Origin of the sequence: Streptomyces inhibens, assembly GCF_003389455.1 — a bacterium.
GTDB lineage: Bacteria > Actinomycetota > Actinomycetes > Streptomycetales > Streptomycetaceae > Streptomyces > Streptomyces inhibens.
Genome location: NZ_QUAC01000456.1, coordinates 1 through 19,478, shown reverse-complemented (window position 1 = coordinate 19,478; position 19,478 = coordinate 1). Strand labels below are relative to the sequence as shown.

Annotated in this window: 18 protein-coding genes and 1 pseudogene; 17 read left to right on the top strand and 2 right to left on the bottom strand. The window is 70.2% G+C overall.

Going from position 1 to position 19,478, the window contains the following annotated elements; translation table 11 throughout:
• From dacB to DY245_RS39405, 7 genes are all read left to right on the top strand, one after another.
• On the top strand, nucleotides 1-1,277 hold a 1,277-nt coding region (gene dacB / locus DY245_RS39435; protein WP_128511917.1), incomplete at its 5' end, for a D-alanyl-D-alanine carboxypeptidase/D-alanyl-D-alanine endopeptidase.
• 77 nt (nucleotides 1,278-1,354) lie between these two features.
• Nucleotides 1,355-2,500: a zinc-dependent metalloprotease gene (locus DY245_RS39430; RefSeq protein ID WP_128511916.1), complete on the top strand. Its 1,146-nt coding sequence runs from the start codon at nucleotides 1,355-1,357 to the stop codon at nucleotides 2,498-2,500.
• Nucleotides 2,501-2,691: 191 nt separating this feature from the next.
• Nucleotides 2,692-3,750 carry a tRNA lysidine(34) synthetase TilS gene (gene tilS, locus DY245_RS39425; RefSeq protein WP_128511915.1) on the top strand — a complete coding sequence of 353 codons (1,059 nt, stop codon included), beginning with the start codon at nucleotides 2,692-2,694 and terminating at the stop codon, nucleotides 3,748-3,750.
• 85 nt (nucleotides 3,751-3,835) lie between these two features.
• A complete protein-coding gene (gene hpt, locus DY245_RS39420) occupies nucleotides 3,836-4,375 on the top strand; it encodes a hypoxanthine phosphoribosyltransferase (RefSeq protein ID WP_128511914.1) in 540 nt (179 codons plus the stop codon).
• Between the two features lie 280 nt (nucleotides 4,376-4,655).
• Nucleotides 4,656-6,668: an ATP-dependent zinc metalloprotease FtsH gene (ftsH, locus tag DY245_RS39415; RefSeq protein WP_128511913.1), complete on the top strand. Its 2,013-nt coding sequence runs from the start codon at nucleotides 4,656-4,658 to the stop codon at nucleotides 6,666-6,668.
• 118 nt (nucleotides 6,669-6,786) lie between these two features.
• Nucleotides 6,787-7,392, top strand: a complete 606-nt coding sequence (folE, locus tag DY245_RS39410) for a GTP cyclohydrolase I FolE (RefSeq protein ID WP_128511912.1) — start codon at nucleotides 6,787-6,789, stop codon at nucleotides 7,390-7,392.
• 543 nt (nucleotides 7,393-7,935) lie between these two features.
• Nucleotides 7,936-8,220: a hypothetical protein gene (locus DY245_RS39405; protein ID WP_128511911.1), complete on the top strand. Its 285-nt coding sequence runs from the start codon at nucleotides 7,936-7,938 to the stop codon at nucleotides 8,218-8,220.
• Nucleotides 8,221-8,278: 58 nt separating this feature from the next.
• Here the strand turns inward: DY245_RS39405 and DY245_RS39400 are convergent, their stop codons facing one another.
• Nucleotides 8,279-9,394 carry an alpha/beta hydrolase gene (locus tag DY245_RS39400; protein ID WP_128511910.1) on the bottom strand — a complete coding sequence of 372 codons (1,116 nt, stop codon included), beginning with the start codon at nucleotides 9,392-9,394 and terminating at the stop codon, nucleotides 8,279-8,281.
• Between the two features lie 141 nt (nucleotides 9,395-9,535).
• Between DY245_RS39400 and DY245_RS39395 the strand changes: the two genes are divergently transcribed.
• The 6 genes from DY245_RS39395 (at nucleotide 9,536) to DY245_RS39370 (ending at nucleotide 14,872) form a co-directional block, all read left to right on the top strand.
• Nucleotides 9,536-11,386 (top strand): phosphatidylglycerol lysyltransferase domain-containing protein, encoded by a 1,851-nt coding sequence (locus DY245_RS39395; RefSeq protein WP_128511909.1) that lies wholly within the window; start codon nucleotides 9,536-9,538, stop codon nucleotides 11,384-11,386.
• Between the two features lie 76 nt (nucleotides 11,387-11,462).
• Nucleotides 11,463-12,404 carry a dihydropteroate synthase gene (gene folP / locus DY245_RS39390; protein WP_244943542.1) on the top strand — a complete coding sequence of 314 codons (942 nt, stop codon included), beginning with the start codon at nucleotides 11,463-11,465 and terminating at the stop codon, nucleotides 12,402-12,404.
• A 5-nt stretch (nucleotides 12,405-12,409) separates the two neighbouring features.
• Nucleotides 12,410-12,889 (top strand): nuclear transport factor 2 family protein, encoded by a 480-nt coding sequence (locus tag DY245_RS39385; protein ID WP_128511908.1) that lies wholly within the window; start codon nucleotides 12,410-12,412, stop codon nucleotides 12,887-12,889.
• A 413-nt stretch (nucleotides 12,890-13,302) separates the two neighbouring features.
• Nucleotides 13,303-13,677, top strand: a complete 375-nt coding sequence (folB, locus tag DY245_RS39380; RefSeq protein WP_030414985.1) for a dihydroneopterin aldolase — start codon at nucleotides 13,303-13,305, stop codon at nucleotides 13,675-13,677.
• Nucleotides 13,661-14,257 (top strand): 2-amino-4-hydroxy-6-hydroxymethyldihydropteridine diphosphokinase, encoded by a 597-nt coding sequence (folK, locus tag DY245_RS39375; RefSeq protein ID WP_128511907.1) that lies wholly within the window; start codon nucleotides 13,661-13,663, stop codon nucleotides 14,255-14,257. The genes folB and folK overlap by 17 nt, the downstream gene beginning before the upstream one ends.
• Before the next feature lie 123 nt (nucleotides 14,258-14,380).
• Nucleotides 14,381-14,872, top strand: a complete 492-nt coding sequence (locus tag DY245_RS39370; RefSeq protein WP_128511906.1) for a DUF3180 domain-containing protein — start codon at nucleotides 14,381-14,383, stop codon at nucleotides 14,870-14,872.
• A 62-nt stretch (nucleotides 14,873-14,934) separates the two neighbouring features.
• Here DY245_RS39370 and DY245_RS39365 read toward each other — a convergent pair whose 3' ends face one another.
• Nucleotides 14,935-16,164 (bottom strand): ABC transporter ATP-binding protein, encoded by a 1,230-nt coding sequence (locus DY245_RS39365; RefSeq protein ID WP_128511905.1) that lies wholly within the window; start codon nucleotides 16,162-16,164, stop codon nucleotides 14,935-14,937.
• Between the two features lie 175 nt (nucleotides 16,165-16,339).
• Between DY245_RS39365 and DY245_RS39360 the strand changes: the two genes are divergently transcribed.
• The 4 genes and pseudogenes from DY245_RS39360 to DY245_RS39345 all read left to right on the top strand — a co-directional run.
• The gene (locus DY245_RS39360) at nucleotides 16,340-17,074 is read left to right on the top strand and encodes an ABC transporter permease (RefSeq protein WP_128511904.1); all 735 of its coding nucleotides are present in this window, start codon (nucleotides 16,340-16,342) and stop codon (nucleotides 17,072-17,074) included.
• A 3-nt stretch (nucleotides 17,075-17,077) separates the two neighbouring features.
• On the top strand, nucleotides 17,078-17,827 hold the full coding sequence (locus DY245_RS39355; protein WP_244943541.1) for an ABC transporter permease: 750 nt from the start codon (nucleotides 17,078-17,080) through the stop codon (nucleotides 17,825-17,827).
• A 67-nt stretch (nucleotides 17,828-17,894) separates the two neighbouring features.
• A complete protein-coding gene (locus DY245_RS39350; RefSeq protein ID WP_128511903.1) occupies nucleotides 17,895-18,860 on the top strand; it encodes an ABC transporter substrate-binding protein in 966 nt (321 codons plus the stop codon).
• 64 nt (nucleotides 18,861-18,924) lie between these two features.
• A pseudogene (locus tag DY245_RS39345) lies at nucleotides 18,925-19,478 on the top strand (hypothetical protein); the annotation flags it as partial.

Genomic DNA, 19,478 nt, shown 5'->3' with positions numbered 1-19,478 from the left:
GGCTCGACCGCCCCGCGCCCAGCGCACCGCCCGTACTGCCCGCGCTCGGCGGCCCCGCGCACGGCGCCGCGGGCCGTGGCGCGGCCCCCGTACCCACCAACGAGGGGCTGGCCGACGCGCTCGCACCGCTGCTCAAGGACCCGGCGCTGGGCCCGCTGCGTACGGCCTCCGTCCTCGACGTCGCCGCGGGACGTGAGGTCTTCGGCGCCGGCCAGGACAAGGCCGCCACCCCCGCCTCCACCGTCAAGCTCGCCACCGCCGTCGCCGCGCTCTCCGCACTCGGCCCCGACCACCGCATCAACACCACGGTCGTCATGGCCGGCAAGGACCGCATCGTCCTGGTCGGCGGCGGCGACCCCACCCTCACCGCCCGCGCCCCGCGGCACGGCGCCGAGGAGCAGCCCGCGAATCTGCGCACCCTCGCCGACGCCACCGCGCGCGCCCTGAAGCAGCGCCACCTCTCCAAGATCAGCCTGGGCTACGACACCTCCGCCTACTCGGGCCCCGTTATGCACCCCATCGGCCCCAACGAGAACATCGCCCCCGTCACGCCCCTGATGACCGACGAAGCGCGCCTGGACGACACCGAGCACGGCACCGCCCCCCGCGACGCCGATCCGGCCCGCACCGCCGCCCGCACCTTCGCCGACCTCCTCCACGAGCGCGGCATCACCGTCGACGGCGACCCCACCGGCGCCAAGGCCCCCAAGAAGCAGGAGCGCCTCGCCGCCGTCCACTCCCTCCCGCTCTCGGCGCTCGTCGAGCGGATGCTCACCTACAGCGACAACGACATCGCCGAGGCCCTGGCCCGCCAGACCGCCCTCGCCTCCCGCCGGTCGGCCAGCTTCGCCGGCGCCGGCAAGGCCGTACGCACCGCCCTCGAACGGGCGCACCTCCCCCTGGCCGGCGCCGTCTTCGAGGACGGCAGCGGCCTGGACCGCGACGACAAGGTCTCCGCCGCCCTGCTCTCCCGCCTCCTGCTCCAGGCCTCCGACCCCGAGTACCCCGCCCTGCGCCCCGTCGTCACCGGCCTCCCGGTGGCCGCCTTCACCGGCACCCTGAGCAACCGCTACACGGGCCAGAGCACCGGCGCCGGCGCCGTACGCGCCAAAACCGGCACCCTCACCGGCGTGAACACCCTCGCCGGCACCGTCGTCGACGCCGACGGCCGCCTCCTGGTCTTCTCCTTCATGACCACCGGCACCACCGACCCCCAGGGCGCCCAACAGGCCCTCGACAAACTCGCCTCGGCGGTGGCCAACTGCGGGTGCCGCTAAGGCAGGTCACCACACCCGCAGAAAGCCGGAACCGTGGTCGGCTACCCCCTGGCGGAGTGCCCACGTACGGTGAACCCATGACGAGCATCGGTGGAACCGAGATGGTCGACTGGAATCTCGCGGTCGCGACCGCGACCCGGTTCGTGCGGCCCGGGCCGGAGGTGAGCCGGGACGAGGCGCGGGCGATCGTCGCCGAGCTGCGCAGGCACGCCAAGTCCTCCGAGGCGCACGTCCGCGCGTTCACGCGGATGGCACAGCCCGACGCGACGGGCGAGCTGCCGCACGACACACCTGTCCTGGTCGTGGACCGGCCCGGCTGGATCAAGGCCAATGTCGCCGGGTTCCGGGCCGTGCTCAAGCCGCTGCTGGCCAAGATGGAGGACCGCCGTTCGACGGTTCCCGGTGGTGCGGTGCTCGGCGCGGTGGGCGGCAAGGTGACCGGCGTGGAGCTGGGCATGCTGCTGTCGTTCCTGGCCTCGCGGGTCCTCGGCCAGTACGAGACGTTCGCCCCGGCCTCCCGTGACCTGCCGGCAGCGGCCCAGGGCGGCCGGCTGCTCCTGGTCGCGCCGAACATCGTCCATGTGGAGCGCGAGCTCGACGTGGAGCCGCACGACTTCCGGCTGTGGGTGTGCCTCCATGAGGAGACCCACCGCACCCAGTTCACGGCCGTCCCGTGGCTGCGCGACCACATCGAGGGCGAGATCCAGTCGTTCCTCGGCGAGACGGACATCGATCCGGGCACGCTCCTGGAGCGGCTGCGCGAGGCCGCCCAGTCGCTGGCCGGCGCCAAGCCCGAGGGCGAGGAGGGCGACGACGGCGGCCGCTCCATCGTCGATCTCGTACAGACGCCCGCGCAGCGCGAGATTCTCGGCAGGTTGACGGCGGTGATGTCCCTGCTGGAGGGACATGCCGATTATGTGATGGATGGCGTGGGGCCGGATGTCGTGCCCTCGGTCGCCGAGATCCGGGAGAAGTTCCAAAAGCGCCGGGCCAGTGGTGCCGGACGGCTGGACCAGGCGCTGCGTAAGCTGCTCGGTCTGGACGCCAAGCTGCGGCAGTACCGCGATGGTGAGCGGTTTGTCCGCTCGGTCGTCGAGGAGGTCGGCATGGACGGTTTCAACCGTGTGTGGACGTCGCCGAACACTCTCCCCACCAAACAAGAGATCGCCAAACCGGCGGACTGGATCGCGCGGGTGCACCGCAAGGCCGACGGGGCACCGTAAGCGAACGGCGTGAGCTGGGCACGCCGCGTGGCAGAAGAGCGCCCCTTCTATCACCCGTCTGAGGGACCGTTGCCGATGGATAGGCGTGCAATGCTCGGGGAACCGCTCGTCTCTGTCACCATCTAGGCACTCTGTGTGACGATGTGCCGTCCGCAGCCCGAGGCTCCCCAGCTGAACGATTGGAAACGGACATGGGTCCCCATCCAGCGGTCGCCGCGATACGCCTGGCGGTCCGCCGCGTACTCCACGACGTGCTCAACCACGACTGCGCGCAGGACCGGCGCGAGCCCCCGCTCGTGCTCGTCGCGTGCTCCGGCGGCGCCGATTCGATGGCGCTCGCTTCCGCTCTCGCTTTCGAGGCCCCCAAGCTGGGCGTCCGCGCCGGGGGCGTCACCATCGATCACGGGCTCCAGGAGGGCTCCGACCTCCGCGCCGCCGAGGTCGCCCTGCGGCTGCGGGCCCTGCGGCTCGACCCGGTAGAGGCCATCGCCGTCGATGTGGACGAATCAAACAGGGTGGCGCACAGCGCCTCGTACCGGGGTGGTGGCGGGCGACGGGTGGGCGGGCCCGAGGCCGCCGCCCGTGACGCCCGCTACGCCGCCCTGGACGCCACCGCCGAACGCCACGGCGCCTCCGCGGTCCTCCTCGGCCACACCCGCGACGACCAGGCCGAGACGGTGCTGCTCGGTCTCGCCCGCGGCTCCGGGACCCGCTCGCTCTCCGGGATGGCCGCGACCAGCGGCAGGAACGGCCGCTACCGCCGCCCCTTCCTGGACGTGGACCGCCAGACCGCCCGCAAGGCCTGTCTGATCCAGTCGCTGCCCGTCTGGGACGACCCGCACAACGCCGACCCCGCCTACACCCGCTCACGGCTGCGCCACGAAGGGCTGCCCGCCCTGGAGAAGGCGCTCGGCAAGGGCGTCGTCGAGGCGCTGGCCCGTACCGCCCAGCTCTCCCGCGACGACGCCGACGCCCTGGACGCCTGGGCCGCCGATGCCGAGGGCGCGGTGCTCGACGACACCGGCACCCTCGACGTCGCCGCCCTGTTCGCCCTGCCCCCCGCGGTACGCCGCCGGGTGCTGCGCCGGGCCGTCATCGGCGCCGGTTCACCGGCCGGTTCGCTCTTCGCCCGCCACATCGAGGAAGTGGACCGGCTGATCACGGCCTGGCGGGGGCAGGGGGCCATCAACCTCCCCGGGCGGGTCGGTGTCCGTCGGCAGGGTGGCAGACTGGTCATTCGGCAGGGCTGAGCCGAGACGCTGCCCCGCATCCGAAGTCTCACGACTGACGTGAACACCGAACCAAGCGAGAGTGGCACGGGTGGACGACAAGGACATGAGCACCGACCTTCAGTCGGTGCTCATCACCAAGCAAGAAATCGACGCGAAGCTGGCCGAGCTGGCCGCGAAGATCGACGCGGAGTACGCGGGCAAGGACCTGCTCATCGTCGGAGTCCTCAAGGGCGCCGTGATGGTGATGGCGGATCTGGCGCGTGCGCTGTCCACCCCCGTCACGATGGACTGGATGGCCGTTTCCTCCTACGGCGCGGGCACCCAGTCCTCCGGCGTGGTCCGCATCCTCAAGGACCTCGACACCGACATCAAGGGCAAGCACGTCCTGATCGTCGAGGACATCATCGACTCCGGCCTGACGCTGTCGTGGCTGCTGTCGAACCTCGGCTCGCGCGAGCCGGCCTCGCTGGAGGTCTGCACGCTGCTGCGCAAGCCGGACGCGGCCAAGGTCGCCATCGACGTGAAGTGGATCGGCTTCGACATCCCCAACGAGTTCGTCGTCGGCTACGGCCTGGACTTCGCGGAGAAGTACCGCAATCTGCCGTTCGTCGGTACCCTCGCGCCGCACGTCTACGGCGGCTGAGGGCGTTCCGCGCCCGTCCGGCCGACGTGGCCGGGCGAGGCCCGGACCTGCCGCTGCGCCCCGGCGGGAACCCTTCGGGGCCTCCCGCCGTTGGAGCAGGGAGAACGGAATCCTCGGCTGCATGTTCACCGTCGGCGCAGGCGCCGGGTGACAATGCTGGGGTACCGTCCGAAGGCAGTTCTTTTTCGGGCCAGTAATACACCGTACGCACGACCAGCCCTCCCAAGGGCGTTGTGCCTCACTGTGGCAGGAGGGACGGGGCCTCAGCGGCTCCGTATGGATGGACGTGAAGCGATACTTCCGTGGGCCGGTCATGTGGATCGTGCTGGCCGTCCTCGCCGTGGTCGTGTTGATGCAGGTCGTCGGCTCGTCCGGCGGCTACAAGACGGTGGACACCGGTCAGGTCGTCAAGGCGATCGCTGACAACAAGGTGAAGTCCGCCGAGCTGACGACCGGTGACGAGAACAAGATCAAGGTCGAGCTGTCGGGCTCCAACAAGGTCGACGGCTCCAACAAGATCCAGGCAAGCTACATCGGCGACCAGGGCGTCGATCTGGCGAAGAACCTGCAGGCCAAGTACCAGACCGGCGAAATCAAAGACGGGTACACCGTCTCCCCGTCGAAGCAGAATCCGTTCGTCAGCGTGCTGCTGACGCTGCTCCCCTTCATTCTCATCCCGATCGCCTTCCTGTTCCTGATGAATCAGATGCAGGGCGGCGGCTCCCGGGTGATGAACTTCGGGAAGTCGAAGGCGAAGCTGATCACCAAGGACACCCCGAAGACGACGTTCTCGGACGTCGCGGGGTCGGACGAGGCGGTCGAGGAGCTCCACGAGATCAAGGAGTTCCTCCAGGAGCCGGCGAAGTTCCAGGCCGTCGGCGCCAAGATTCCCAAGGGCGTGCTGCTGTACGGCCCGCCCGGAACGGGCAAGACGCTGCTCGCGCGCGCCGTCGCCGGCGAGGCGGGCGTCCCGTTCTACTCGATCTCCGGTTCCGACTTCGTCGAGATGTTCGTCGGTGTCGGTGCCTCCCGTGTCCGTGACCTGTTCGAGCAGGCCAAGGCGAACGCCCCGGCGATCGTCTTCGTCGACGAGATCGACGCCGTCGGCCGGCACCGTGGTGCGGGCCTGGGCGGTGGCCACGACGAGCGCGAGCAGACCCTCAACCAGCTGCTGGTCGAGATGGACGGCTTCGACGTGAAGGGCGGCGTGATCCTGATCGCCGCCACGAACCGCCCGGACATCCTCGACCCGGCGCTGCTGCGCCCCGGCCGCTTCGACCGGCAGATCGCCGTCGACCGTCCGGACCTGCAGGGCCGTCTGGAGATCCTCAAGGTCCACCAGAAGGGCAAGCCGGTCGCCCCGGACGTCGACCTCTCGGCCGTCGCCAAGCGCACCCCCGGCTTCACCGGTGCCGATCTGTCGAACGTCCTCAACGAGGCCGCGCTGCTGACGGCCCGGGGCGACGAGAAGCTGATCAACAACCACTTCCTGGACGAGGCGATCGACCGCGTCGTGGCCGGCCCGCAGAAGCGGACCCGGATCATGTCCGAGAAGGAGAAGAAGATCACCGCGTACCACGAGGGCGGACACGCCCTGGTCGCGGCGGCTTCACCGAACTCCGACCCGGTCCACAAGATCACGATCCTGTCCCGCGGCCGGGCCCTGGGCTACACCATGGTCCTGCCCGACGAGGACAAGTACTCCACCACCCGCAACGAGATGCTCGACCAGCTGGCGTACATGCTGGGCGGCCGCGCGGCGGAGGAGCTGGTCTTCCACGACCCGACCACGGGCGCCGCGAACGACATCGAGAAGGCCACCGCAACGGCCCGCGCGATGGTCACGCAGTACGGCATGACCGAGCGGCTCGGCGCGATCAAGTTCGGCACCGACAACTCCGAGCCCTTCCTGGGCCGTGAGATGGGTCACCAGCGCGACTACTCCGAAGAGGTCGCCGCGCTGGTCGATGAGGAAGTCAAGAAGCTCATCGAGACCGCGCACAACGAGGCGTGGGAGATCCTGGTCGAGAACCGCGATGTGCTCGACAACCTGGTGCTGACGCTCCTGGAGAAGGAGACGCTCAACAAGGAAGAGATCGCCGAGCTCTTCAAGCATGTGATCAAGCGCCCGGCGCGCCCGGCGTGGACCGGCTCCTCGCGCCGTACGCCCTCCACCCGGCCGCCGGTGCTGTCGCCCAAGGAGCTGGCCCCGGCCAACGGCTCCGTGCCGACGACCGCCACCGTCTCCACGGAGAAGGCGGAGGTTCCCGAGGACAAGCGCCCCGAGAGCTGAGCATCCCGGCGGCCTCAGGCCCCGGAATAAATGCCGCGCCCTTCAGGTTTAGCCTGGGGGCGCGGCATTTCGCGATTCGACCGCGATCCGAGCGGGCGCAGAAGGAACGAGGCACCACATGACGGACCCTGTGACGCTGGACGTCGACGGCAAGATCGGCATATTCGACGAGAAGCGCGCCGAGAACGCCGTCCGCGAGCTGCTCATCGCGGTGGGCGAGGACCCGGACCGCGAGGGGCTGCTGGAGACGCCGGCACGGGTGGCGCGGGCGTACAAGGAGATTCTTGCGGGGCTCTGGCAGCAACCTGAGGATGTACTGACGACGACGTTCGACCTCGGGCATGATGAGCTGGTCCTGGTCAAGGACATTGAAATCGTATCGCTGTGCGAACACCATCTCCTGCCCTTCCATGGTGTGGCGCACGTCGGGTACATCCCGGCCGAGAGCGGCAAGATCACCGGGTTGTCCAAGCTGGCCCGCTTGGTCGACGTCTACGCCCGCCGCCCGCAGGTGCAGGAACGTCTGACCACTCAAATCGCGGACTCTCTCATGCGGATCCTCGAAGCCCGGGGCGCGATTGTCGTGGTCGAAGCGGAACACATGTGCATGTCGGTACGCGGAATTCGCAAGCCGGGGGCCAAGACGACCACCTCGGCGGTGCGCGGCCAGCTTCGGGACGCTTCGACCCGGGCCGAGGCGATGAGCCTGATAATGGCTCGGTAGATCCCTTCAAGCGCAGCGGACCGGCCTGATTGTCACTGCCTCCCCGTACTCCCCGTGGTGCGATGGTTACGCATGAGGGGGTCGGTGTGGGGAGCGGTGGGCTGCCGAGCAGCTGTGAAAACTCATCGCCTGATCCAGGTCAGCACAGCCCGCGCGCTTATCGCGGCCCATGAGAGTTTGCTTCTCACGAGCCCGGACGGCTGGGCGCATGCCGCTGATGCCGCGGAGACCGTTGTGGCGTGGTCCGCTGCCCGAAGCTTTGCCGGGAGTGGCTGTCCATCTGTCCCGGATACCAGCTCGGATATGTCATCGGAGCTACTTGTGCTGATGGGACCGTCGGCACGAACCATGTGTCACTGGTGGTGAACGAGGAGGTGTTCGCCGCCAAGTACGCCGCCGCTCTCAAGGGCGCATCGGGGCTGCAAGCCCGCGTCGAACCAGTCTCCCGGCCGTCCGGCTACCTCGGGCGGGACGTGCCGGGTTTCCGGGTTCGTGTTGTCTGCTCGTACCTGGCAGATCTGTTGCGGCAGTACGTTGGTGGCGATGCGCATCATCTGCGGCAACGATTTCCGCGCGTGGTGCGAACGTACCGGGGCCAGGTTCACGCCGAGCACCGACGGGAGGGCCTCTCAAGTGATTGCTGCGGACAGTTGGCCCGGACGCCGCACGTTCGTACCCGAGGCCCATGCTGTGGAACTCGTCGAAGCCGGATGGGTCCAGGACCCGCGCATCGCCGGAGGCACGAAACCGTTCACGCTCTACAGCTTCCGCCTCGAACCGCACCCGGGTTTCTTGTCCAACGGGCATCTGGCGCGGACGGGACGGTGACGCCCGGGCCCCTCAGGCGTTGCAGGGACCCGGGCGTGTTCAGGACCACACGGGTGTGTCAGGCCTTGAGGTGGTTGCCGATCCACTCCAGGGCGGAGGGGATCTCGCGGCGCCAGGTGTTGAAGTTGTGGCCGCCGCTGTCGAGGATGATCGACGAGATGCGGGTCGGCGATTTCGTCTGCTGGATGAAACGCAGCGTCTGGTGGTAGTTCGCCTCGCCCTGCTTGCTGGTGGTGACCAGCAGGTTCACCGGAGGCGCGGGCTTGTTGCGCTGGCGCCACAGCAGATTGTTCTCGCGCTCCAGCTGCCGGTTGCCGTCGAAGAGGTCACCGGTGGTGGCGTCGAGAGGGGCCTTGTAGGCGCCCGAGAGGGCCACGGCGGTGGAGTACGCCTCGGGGTGGCGCATGGTCATCTTCAGCGCGCAGTAGCCGCCGGTGGAGTCGCCCATGACCCCCCAGCTCTTGGCCTCGCGCCCTATTCGGTAGTGCTCGGCGATATCCGTGCGCAGGTCCTTGGTGAAGAAGGTCTCGGTCTGCGGGCCGTTCGGTATGTCCACGCACTCGGTGTCGCGGGGCGGTGCGACGGTCGGGCGCATCATCACCAGGACCGTCGGCCGCATCTTGTGCTGTTTGAGCAGATCGTGCTGGGTCTGCGGGAAATGCAGCTTTTTGTAGAGGGCCTCGGCGGTGCCGGGGTAGCCGGTGAGCACCAGGGCCGCCGGGAATTTCGTGTTCGCGTATTTCTTCTGGAAGTACTGCGGCGGCAGATAGACGAACGCGGGGCTGGCGATCTTGGAATGCTCCCCGCGGATCAGCACCTTGTCGATCCGGCCGGCGGCCTTGGGCCGGGACCCGTTCTCGACGCTGATGCGCTCGGTGCCCAGCATCTGCAACTTCGTCCCGTTCGGGCCGGTCTGGTAGTTGGTGACCACGCCCGGATCCTGCTCCTGGCCGAAGAGGTCGGCCCAGGAGGCGTAAAAGCCGAAGGAGTTGTTGGCGAACAGGCCGATCGAGGCGAAGAGGGAGAGCTGGGTTGCCAGCAGGAGTCCGATGCGCCCGAGGACGGTGCGCCAGTTCCCCTTGGACAGGCGCGGCCAAAGCCAAACAGTGAGGATGAACAGTGCCACCGCGACGAGGACGGCAAGAAGCAGCACTTTCTTGCTGGTGAGACCCATGTGGTGCTTTCTTCCGGGCGGCCGGGCCATCCGTACCGCTAGTGGAACCCCGAGCCCTGAAACGCCGTCATACAGGGCGCAAAAAGTCCAGATGCTGCGACAAGGCTCGCACGTTCTCTCGACCGGGGCGACGGGAAAGTGATGTCTGACAGGCTAGATGGCGAAAAGTCGGAGACGGTTGCGTGGCGAACGCCACGCTGGCTCCGCGGCCCGCGGCCGGAATCGGTGCCGGGGTTCGTCGGAACGGCCGGCGTGGTCGTCGGTCTGCTGAACCTGGTGGCCGGAGTGTTCCCGCGATTCCGGCACAGCCGGATGCACGCCCTCGCGGAGGTGTTGCCGGGCGCGGTGAGCCCGTTGGCGGCCGCCGCCTCCATCGTCGTCGGCATCCTGCTGCTCCTTTTGGCCCATGGGCTCAAACGGCGCAAGCGGCGGGCCTGGGGAGCGGCCGTGGCGCTGCTCCCCGTAGGGATCGCCGCTCAGCTCGTGTACCGCCACTCCGTTTTCGGAGCGGTGCTCTCGCTTGCGCTGCTGGCGTTCCTGGTGTGGCACCGGAAGGAATTCGCGGCCCTGCCCGATCCGCGCAGCCGCTGGAAGGCCGTAGCCAACCTCGTCGTCCTCGGCGGCGCGAGCTTCGCCATCGGCATGGTGATCGTCAGCTCCCACCACCACCAGATCGTCGGCTCGCCGTCCTTCTGGGACCGCGCCCAGCACGTCCTGTGGGGCCTGTTCGGCTTCGAGGGCCCCATCGGCTACACCAACCAGGTCGACTACACCGTCGGCTACTCGCTCGGCGCGCTGGGCCTGCTGACCGTCGCCACCACCGCGTACCTCGCCTTCCGGCCCGAACACCCGGCGGCCCGGCTGACCGACGACGACGAGCAGCGGCTGCGCGAGCTGCTCGACAAGCACGGCGCCCGGGACTCGCTCGGCTACTTCGCGCTCCGCCGCGACAAGGGCGCGGTGTTCTCGCCGACCGGCAAGGCCGCGGTCTGCTACCGGGTGATCTCCGGTGTGATGCTCGCCAGCGGTGACCCGATAGGCGATGTCGAGGCCTGGCCGGGCGCCATCGAGCGCTTCATGGAGGAGGCACGGGCGCACTCCTGGACGCCGGCGGTCACCGGCTGCAGCGAGACCGGCGGTCAGGTGTGGACCCGGGAGACCGGCATGGACGCGCTGGAGCTCGGCGACGAGGCGATCGTGGACGTCGCCGACTTCACCCTCACCGGGCGCGCGATGCGCAACGTACGGCAGATGGTCAAGCGCATCGAGCGCAACGGATACGAGACCCGGGTGCGCCGGGTGCGCGACCTGGAGCCGGAGGAGCTGGCGCGGATCCAGAAGGCCGCGGACGCCTGGCGGGACACCGACACCGAGCGCGGCTTCTCCATGGCGCTGGGCCGGATCGACGCGGTGACCGACGGCGATGCGGTGATCGCCACCGCCCATCTGGCGGCCGGCGAGGGCGAGGAGGACGGCCCGTACGGGGACCTGAAGGCCATGCAGCACTTCGTGCCGTGGGGCGATACCGGGATCTCCCTGGAGCTGATGCGGCGCGACCGCAGCGCCGACCCCGGCATGAACGAGCTGCTGATCGTCGCCGCGCTTCAGGCGGCCCCCGATCTCAAGATCAAGCAGGTGTCGCTGAACTTCGCGGTCTTCCGCTCCTCCCTGGAGCGCGGCGAGAAGCTCGGTGCGGGGCCCGTCATCCGGGTCTGGCGCGGCATGCTGATCTTCCTGTCCCGCTGGTACCAGATCGAGTCGCTCTACAAGTTCAACGACAAGTTCCGGCCACGCTGGGAGCCCCGCTTCGTGGTCTTCCGCAACAGCCGTGACATCCCGCGCATCGGCCTGGCGGCGCTGCAGGCCGAGGGCTATCTGGAGCTGGGCCTGCCGCGCGTACTGCGGCGCAGGAAGGCCGCCGAGCCGCGGCCGTGCGCGCATGTGCCGGAGCCGGCCCGGGCGGCGGCGGGCGCCGTCGAGCGGGTGGCCTGAGCGGGCCGGCGCCCGCGAGATCCTGCCACACGGTGGCCGCAATCCGGCCGGTCGGCACACGGCCTACGCTGGTGCCATGAGTACGTTGCGTGGCCGGGTGGCCGGACTGCCGGACTGGGACCGCTGCGCGGTGCTGGGCGTCGTGAATGTGACGCCCGATTCGTTCTCGGACGGTGGCGACTGGTTCGACACCGAACTTGCCGTCAAACACGGTCTCGACCTGGTGGCGCAGGGCGCCGACATGGTCGACGTGGGCGGCGAGTCGACCCGGCCGGGCGCGGCGCGGGTGGACGAGGCCGAGGAGCTGCGCCGGGTCGTTCCGGTCGTACGGGAGCTGGCCGCGGCCGGCGTCGTGGTCTCCGTCGACACCATGCGCGCCTCGGTCGCCGAGCAGGCTGTGGAGGCCGGGGCGCGTCTGGTCAACGACGTCAGCGGGGGCGCCGCCGACCCGGCGATGGTGCCGGTGGTGGCTTCGTACCACGTCCCGTTCGTCGTCATGCACTGGCGCGGACAGTCCATCGACATGAACAACCGCGCCGTCTACGCGGACGTGGTCGGCGAGGTCGTCGACGAGCTCGGGCGGAGCATGGAGCGCGCGGTGTCCGGCGGTATCGATCCGGACCGGATCGTCCTGGACCCCGGTCTGGGCTTCGCCAAGGACGCCGGGCACGACCTCGCGCTGGTCGCCCGTCTGGCGCGGCTGCGGGCGCTGGGCCGGCCGCTGCTCGTGGCCGCATCGAGGAAACGGTTCCTGGGCAGGGTGCTGGCAGGCGGCGAGGGAGCCGCCCCGCCGCCGGCCCGGGAGCGGGACGCCGCGACGGCGGCGGTGTCGGCGATCGTGGCGCGAGAGGGGGCCTGGGCGGTGCGGGTGCACGAGGTCAGGGCGAGCGCGGATGCGGTACGGGTGGCCCGTGCCGTGGAGGGCGCGGCGGCAGCGGCCGCCGGCGCCCATGTGGCCGGTACGGCCGGTGGCAGTGATGCGAGCGAGACGACGGCGAACACGACGGGAACGGTGTGAGCGGCTTGGGCCCACGGACGGACATCGAGCTGGTCGAGCAGGCGAACACGACCCTGTACGAGACCATCGAGCGCGGCGATCACGAGGCGCTGTCCGAGCTGTGGCTGGACGGTCAGGTGAGTGTGGTCCACCCCGGGTGGCCCGTGTTGCGAGGGCGCGGCGAGGTGCTCCGCTCGTACGCACTGATCATGGCGAACACCGAGTACATCCAGTTCTTCCTCACGGACGTGGAGATCGATGTCATCGGTGACACCGCGCTGGTGACCTGCACCGAGAACATTCTCAGCGGCGGGCCCGCCGAGGACGACGGCTCGGTGGGGCCGCTGATCGGCCAGCTGGTCGTGGCGACCAATGTCTTCCGGCGTACGGAGGACGGCTGGCGGGTGTGGTCGCACCACGGGTCGCCGGTGCTGGCGGACCGCGACGAGGAGGAGGACGAGGACGGGGGAGTTGGCGAGGGCGAGGGCGACGAGGACGCCCTCTGAGGCCGTTCCCCCAGGGGGACGGGGGCGCCGGGCCCGGTGGGGGCGGGGTGTGAGCCTTCCCATGGCCGCCCGCCCTTGCGCGCGGGTCGATGGCCTGCGCACGCGTCAGCGGCGGGCGTCAGCCGTCCGGTCGAGGCGCACCCGTTCGAGCCAAGTGCGGCACGGGTAGGGGTGGGGCGTGGGGAGGGGGGTAAGAGGCCGCGCGGACGGTCTCCCGGCCTGCTCAGGGCTGCTCTACGGGGCGGCGCCTAGCAGTAGGACGGGGTCTTGTCCATAGCCCCCGTGGGCGAGGACTGTCGGTGCTCGAAGGTAGATTCGATGGCGGGGCAGTGTTGCCGGATCCGTCTGGTGCCTGCCCGAAACCGACGAACAGTGGCGCCAGAGGTGCCGTGGGACCAGTGGGAGTGATTCGGGTGGATCGTGTCGCGCTGCGTGGGCTGAAGGCCCGAGGCCACCACGGGGTGTTCCCCCGGGAGCGCGAGGAAGGCCAGACCTTCATCGTCGACCTGGTGCTCGGTCTGGACACCCGTCAGGCGGCCGCCTCCGACGATCTCGCGAAGACCGTGCACTACGGCGTCGTGGCCGAGGAGGTGGTGGCCGTCGTGGAGGGCGAGCCCGTCGACCTCATCGAGACCCTGGCCGAGCGCATCGCCGACCAGTGCCTCAAGCACGAAGGTGTGCAGGAAGTGGAGGTGGTGGTGCACAAGCCCGACGCGCCGATCACCGTCCCCTTCGACGACGTGACCATCACCATCACTCGGAGTCGAGTACATGAACACCAGCAGTGACCCGACCGTACAGCCGGTGCCCGCCTCCGTCGTGGAGCAGGTGGACGCCGCGGATGTGACGCTCTCCAATCCCAAACGCGCCGTGATCTCCCTCGGCAGCAACCTCGGCAACCGCCTGGAGACGCTGCAGGGCGCCGTCGACGCGCTGGAGGACACCCCTGGTCTGCGGGTCAAGGCGGTCTCCCCGGTGTACGAGACCGAGCCCTGGGGCGTGGCCCCCGGCTCCCAGCCGTCGTACTTCAACGCCGTGGTGCTGATCAAGACGACGCTGCCGCCGGACTCCCTCCTGGAGCGCGGGCATGCGATCGAGGAAGCCTTCGAGCGGGTCCGCGACGAGCGCTGGGGCCCGCGCACGATCGACGTCGACATCCTGGCCTATCAGGACGTGATCTCCGACGACCCGCGGCTGACGCTGCCGCACCCGCGCGCCCATGAGCGGGCGTTCGTCCTCGTTCCGTGGCACGACATCGACCCGGAGGCGGAGGTCCCCGGGCGCGGCGCGGTGGCCGAACTGCTGTCAGTGGTCGGCCGTGAGGGCGTGACCGCGCGAGCGGACCTGGAACTGCGGCTGCCGGAGTAGCCGTTAGGGTTGCGGGTCGGTTCCCTGCGGGATGCATCCGTACGGAACGGACAGCGCGGCCATAGCGGCAAGGATGGTCGTGACGGCAGGCATGGTCATGACGGCGCGAGGGGCGATCGCTCGGTGAAGCAGCTACACATCAAGGTGCTGGTCGGGCTGTTTCTGGCGGCCGGGGTGCTGGCCTGGGGCGGCGCCCGGCTGTGGGACTCGATCGGCACCCTCCCCAGCGTGCCGGTGGCCGCGCCGATCGTGCTGGCGCTGATCGCCGCGGTGCTCGCCGCCACCGCGTTCTCGCTCCGGTCGCGGCTGCGCGCACAGCGCGAGCGCCGGCCCGGCGCGAAGGGCGTCGATCCGCTGGTGGCCGCCCGTGCGGTGGTCTTCGGGCAGGCCAGCGCGCTGGTGGCGTCGCTGGTCGCCGGGCTGTACGGCGGCGTCGGCGTCTTTTTGCTGACCGCGGGGCTCGATGTCGCACCGCGCCGGGACCAGGCGATCTACGCCGGTCTGTCGGTGGTCGCCGGTGCGGCGGTGGTGGCCGCGGCGATCTTCCTGGAGCGGGTGTGCAAGCTGCCGGAGGACGGCGGCAACGGGAACGGCGGGGTGGACGCGGCGCTGTGACGCCGGGCCCGGCCGGGCCCAGGTAGGCGGGGCATGTCGCGCCGCGGCCGCCCGTCGCCCGGTCAGGCGCCGGGGCCCGGGACCGTGTGGCCGGATGCCGGGACGGTGTCGAGGGCTATCTCGCCGCGCGGGAGGTTCGCGGCGTCCGCCGTGGTGGAGCGACGCAGCGCGGTGTGCAGCCGGGCGGGCGTGAGGACGCCCAGGAAGCGGCCGCCGTCCTGGACCGCGACCCAGCCGGCGTCGTGTTGCAGCATCGTGCTGAGCGCCTGCTTGAGCGGGGCGCCGAGCGGCAGCCAGGCGTCCATCCGCCGGGCGTGATCACGGACGGTGCCCTGCGGGGCGAGCTTCTTGGTGCCCGGCCCGGCCGCTGAGCCGCCGGCTGCGCCCGTGAGCGCCGCCGACGGGACCCAGCCGTACAGCGACCCGTCGGCGTCCAGGACGACCGCCCAGGGGGCGCCGTCGGCGCTGAGCCGGCCGGCGGCGCGGGCCGCGGGGTCGTCGAGGCGGACGATCGGGGGCTGTTCCAGGTCGCCGGGCTCGACGGGCGTGACGGAGAGCCGCTTCAGGCCCCGGTCCGCGCCGACGAATTGGGCGGTGTACGGGGTCGCCGGGGCGCCCAGGACCGTCGCGGGGGTGTCGAACTGCTCGATCCGCCCGGCACCGTAGACGGCGATCCGGTCGCCGAGCCGGACCGCCTCCTCGATGTCGTGGGTGACGAAGAGGACCGTCTTGCGGAGCGTGGACTGCAACCGCAGGAACTCGTTCTGGAGGTGCTCGCGCACGACGGGGTCGACCGCGCCGAAGGGCTCGTCCATCAGGAGGACGGGCGGGTCGGCGGCGAGCGCGCGGGCCACACCGACGCGCTGGCGCTGGCCGCCGGAGAGCTGGTCGGGGTAGCGGTCGCCGTACGTCGAGGGGTCCAGGCCGACCAGGTCGAGGAGTTCGGCGGCACGGTCCCTGGCCTCTTTGCGGGGCCGGCCGAGGAGGTGCGGGACGGTGGCGGTGTTGTCCAGGACGGTCTTGTGGGGGAACAGTCCGACCTGCTGGATGACATAGCCGATGCGGCGCCGCAGTTGGACGGGGTCGATCGCGGAGATGTCCTCGCCACCGAGGCTGATACGGCCGCTGGTGGGCTCGATGAGCCGGTTGACCATCTTCATCGTCGTGGTCTTGCCGCAGCCCGAGGGCCCGACGAGCGTGATGAGTTCGCCCTCGGCGACCTCGAAGGTGAGGTCGTCCACGGCCGTGGTGCCGTCCGGGTAGCTCTTGGTGACGTGCTCGAAACGGATCATGATTCCCCCCATGGTGGACGGGCCCATTGTGGACGGGCGGTCGTGAACGCGGTGTTGCGTGTGGATGGCGATGTCGCCCGTGAGCTGCGGGACCGGTCCGATTGTCAGTGGTGGGGTTTAGGGTCGCAGACAGTCACCGGACGGTGAGCGACAGGGGCGGGGGAGGTGACGTGCCATGAGCGGCGGTGCCGCGGGGCCGAGCTGTCTGCAGACGAACGACTGGATCTGCGGTGAATATCTCCGCACCCGCAGCCAGGAGTTGGTCGACGCGACGGTCCAGCACATCGGCATCACGGCGGTGTCCGTGGCGCTCGGGGTGCTGATCGCCTTCCCGCTGGCGCTGGCGGCCCGCCGCTGGCGGGGTGCGGCCGGGCCGGTCCTCGGGCTGACGACGGTTCTCTACACGGTCCCCTCGCTGGCGATGTTCGCGCTGCTGACGCCGGTCTTCGGAGTCTCGGCGGCGGTGGTCGTCACGGGCCTGGTGCTGTATTCGCTGACGATCCTGGTGCGCAACATCCTCGCCGGTCTTCAGGCGGTGCCCGCCGAGGTGCGGGAGGCCGCCCGGGGGATGGGATACGGCTCCGCGCGGCTGCTGTTCGAGGTGGAACTCCCGCTGGCGCTGCCCGCGTTGGTGGCCGGACTGCGGATCGCCACGGTCTCGACGGTGGCGATGACGACCATCGGCTCCGTCGTCGGCTACGGCGGCCTGGGGAATCTCATAGCCAGCGGCATGGAGGGCTTCTTCAAGGCGGAGGTGCTGACGGCGTCGGTGCTGTGTGTGCTGCTGGCGCTCCTCGCCGATCTGCTGCTGATGGGCCTTCAGCGACTGCTGACGCCCTGGACGCGGGCGCAGGCGCGGGCGAAGGCCGGTGCGCGGCGCGGCGGCCGTGTGGCGAAGGTGGCGGGCTGAGCGATGGACGCGATCGCGGGCGCATGGCAGTGGCTGACGACGGCCGCCAACTGGGCCGGGGAGAAGGGGGTGTGGCACCGGCTGGCCGAGCATCTCTGGCTCAGCGCGCTGTGCCTGGCCCTCTCCTGCCTGATAGCCCTGCCGGTGGCGCTGTTTCTGGGGCATATCGGCAAGGGCGGGGCGCTGGCGGTCAACCTCTCCAACGTGGGGCGCGCGGTGCCGACCTTCGCGGTCCTGGTGCTGCTGACGCTCAGTCCGCTGGGCACGCAGGGGGACTGGCCGACGATCATCGCGCTGGTGCTGTTCGCGGTGCCGCCGCTGCTGACCAACGCCTATCTGGGCATGCGGGAGGCGGACCGCGATGTGGTCGAGGCGGCCCGCGGGATGGGCATGTCCGGGCCGCAGCTCCTGCTGCGGGTCGAGATACCGCTCGCCTATCCGCTGATCATGACGGGCCTGCGGTCGGCCACGGTGCAGGTGGTGGCGACCGCGACGCTGGCCGCGCTGGCCGGTGGCGGGGGCCTGGGCCGGATCATCACCGCGGGCTTCGGCAACTACGACACCGCGCAGGTGGTCGCGGGCGCCCTGCTGGTGGCCGTCCTCGCCCTGGCGGTGGAGGGCGTCCTGGTGCTGGCGGAGCGGCTCCTGGACCCGATGCGGGGGCGGCGGCGTGCCGCGCGTACGGGATCGCGTACGCGCGGCGAGCGGTCGGGGGCGACCGGCGTCTTACCGGGCCCGGCAGCCGGACCGTAAGCATCGACCGCGTCGACCCGATTCGACCGGACCAGACCTGATCCGAACGGACTGAATGGTGGCATCCATGAGCAGCAGATCGCGCGCGGCCCGCACCGCGCTTGTCGCGGGCACGGTCATCGCGCTGGCGGCCGGGCTGGCCGCGTGCGGTGGCCAGAGCCTGGAGCAGAAGGGCGGGGGCAACGACAAGGGCGGTGGGAAGGTGATCGTCATCGGCTCGGCCGGTTTCACCGAGTCGAAGGTGCTCGCCGAGATCTATTCCCAGCTCCTCGGCGAGGCCGGTTACCACACACGGGTGCAGACGCTCGCCAATCGCGAGCTGTATGAACCGGCCCTGGAGAAGGGCCAGATCGATGTCGTTCCGGAATATGCCTCCACGCTCGCCGAATTCCTCAATGCGAAGGAGAACGGCAGCAAGGCGAAGCCCGTCGCCTCCAGCGACATCGCCAAGACGGTGACGGCGCTCAAGAAGCTCGCCGGGCCGCGCGGACTCAAGGTGCTGGCGGCGGGCGGCGCGACGGACCAGAACGCGTTCGCGGTCACCAAGGAATTCGCCGCCAAGCACAAGCTGAAGACCCTCTCCGACCTCGGTAAATCGAAGCAGAAGATCAAACTCGCCTCGGGTGAGGAGTGCGAGACCCGGGTGTTCTGCAAGCCGGGCCTGGAGCGGACGTACGGCATCGACATCACGGGCCTGGACCCCAAGGGCGTCGGGACCCCGCAGGCCAAGCAGGCGGTCAAGGACGGCACCGACCAACTGGTGCTCACCACGACCACGGACGCCACGCTCGACAACTTCGGGCTGGTGCTTCTGAAGGACGACAAGAAGCTCCAGAACGCCGACAATGTGCTGCCGGTGGTGAATGCCGAGAGCGCCGGCGACAAGGAGATCGAGACCGCCCTCGGGAAGCTCACGAGTGCGCTGACGACCGAAGACTTGATCGACTTGAACCGCAAGGTCGATGCCGAGCGACTCAAGCCCGTCGATGTCGCGCGGGCATATTTGGAGTCCAAGGGGCTGGTCAAGAAGTAACCAGCGGGAAACGGATTGGCGTGCGGGGCCCCATAGGCCCCGCACGCACGGTAAGTTTCTGGCCATGCCACGAGGACGCCACCGCCATTCACCACCCCTCCACCGGCTGCTTCCTCCCTCGACGGTCGCCGGTGCGTCAATCGCCTGCGCCGCGGGCGCGTGGTTTGTCGGCGACGATCTGGTGCAACGGGTGCTCGCCGCGGGCGCGGCGGCCGCCGCACTCACCGGCGCCGTCCTTCTGCGGACCTGGGACCGCAAGGCCGGCCGACGGGTCGCCGAACTCACCCGCGCCCGGGTGCGCGACGAATGGCGCACCGAGGAGCGGATCGCCGAGCTCGAAACGGATATCGAGGAGTCCCGCGAGATCCGCTCCGCCCTGGACGTCAAACTCCGCGCCAAGCGCGCCGAATTGGCCCGGCTGCGCAGCGAACACGCCGAGCTGCTGCGCCGCTACGCCACCGCCGAGACCGAGCGGGCCAGCGCCCTGGAGGGCCGCCGGCTGCTCGCCATCGAGGCCGCGACCCCGGCCAAGGCGCTGCCGGCCGTCGCCGACAGCCGACCGGCCGCCGCCGCCGACAGCCTGCCGGCCCGGCGCGAGCCCGCCACGCAGCCGGACCG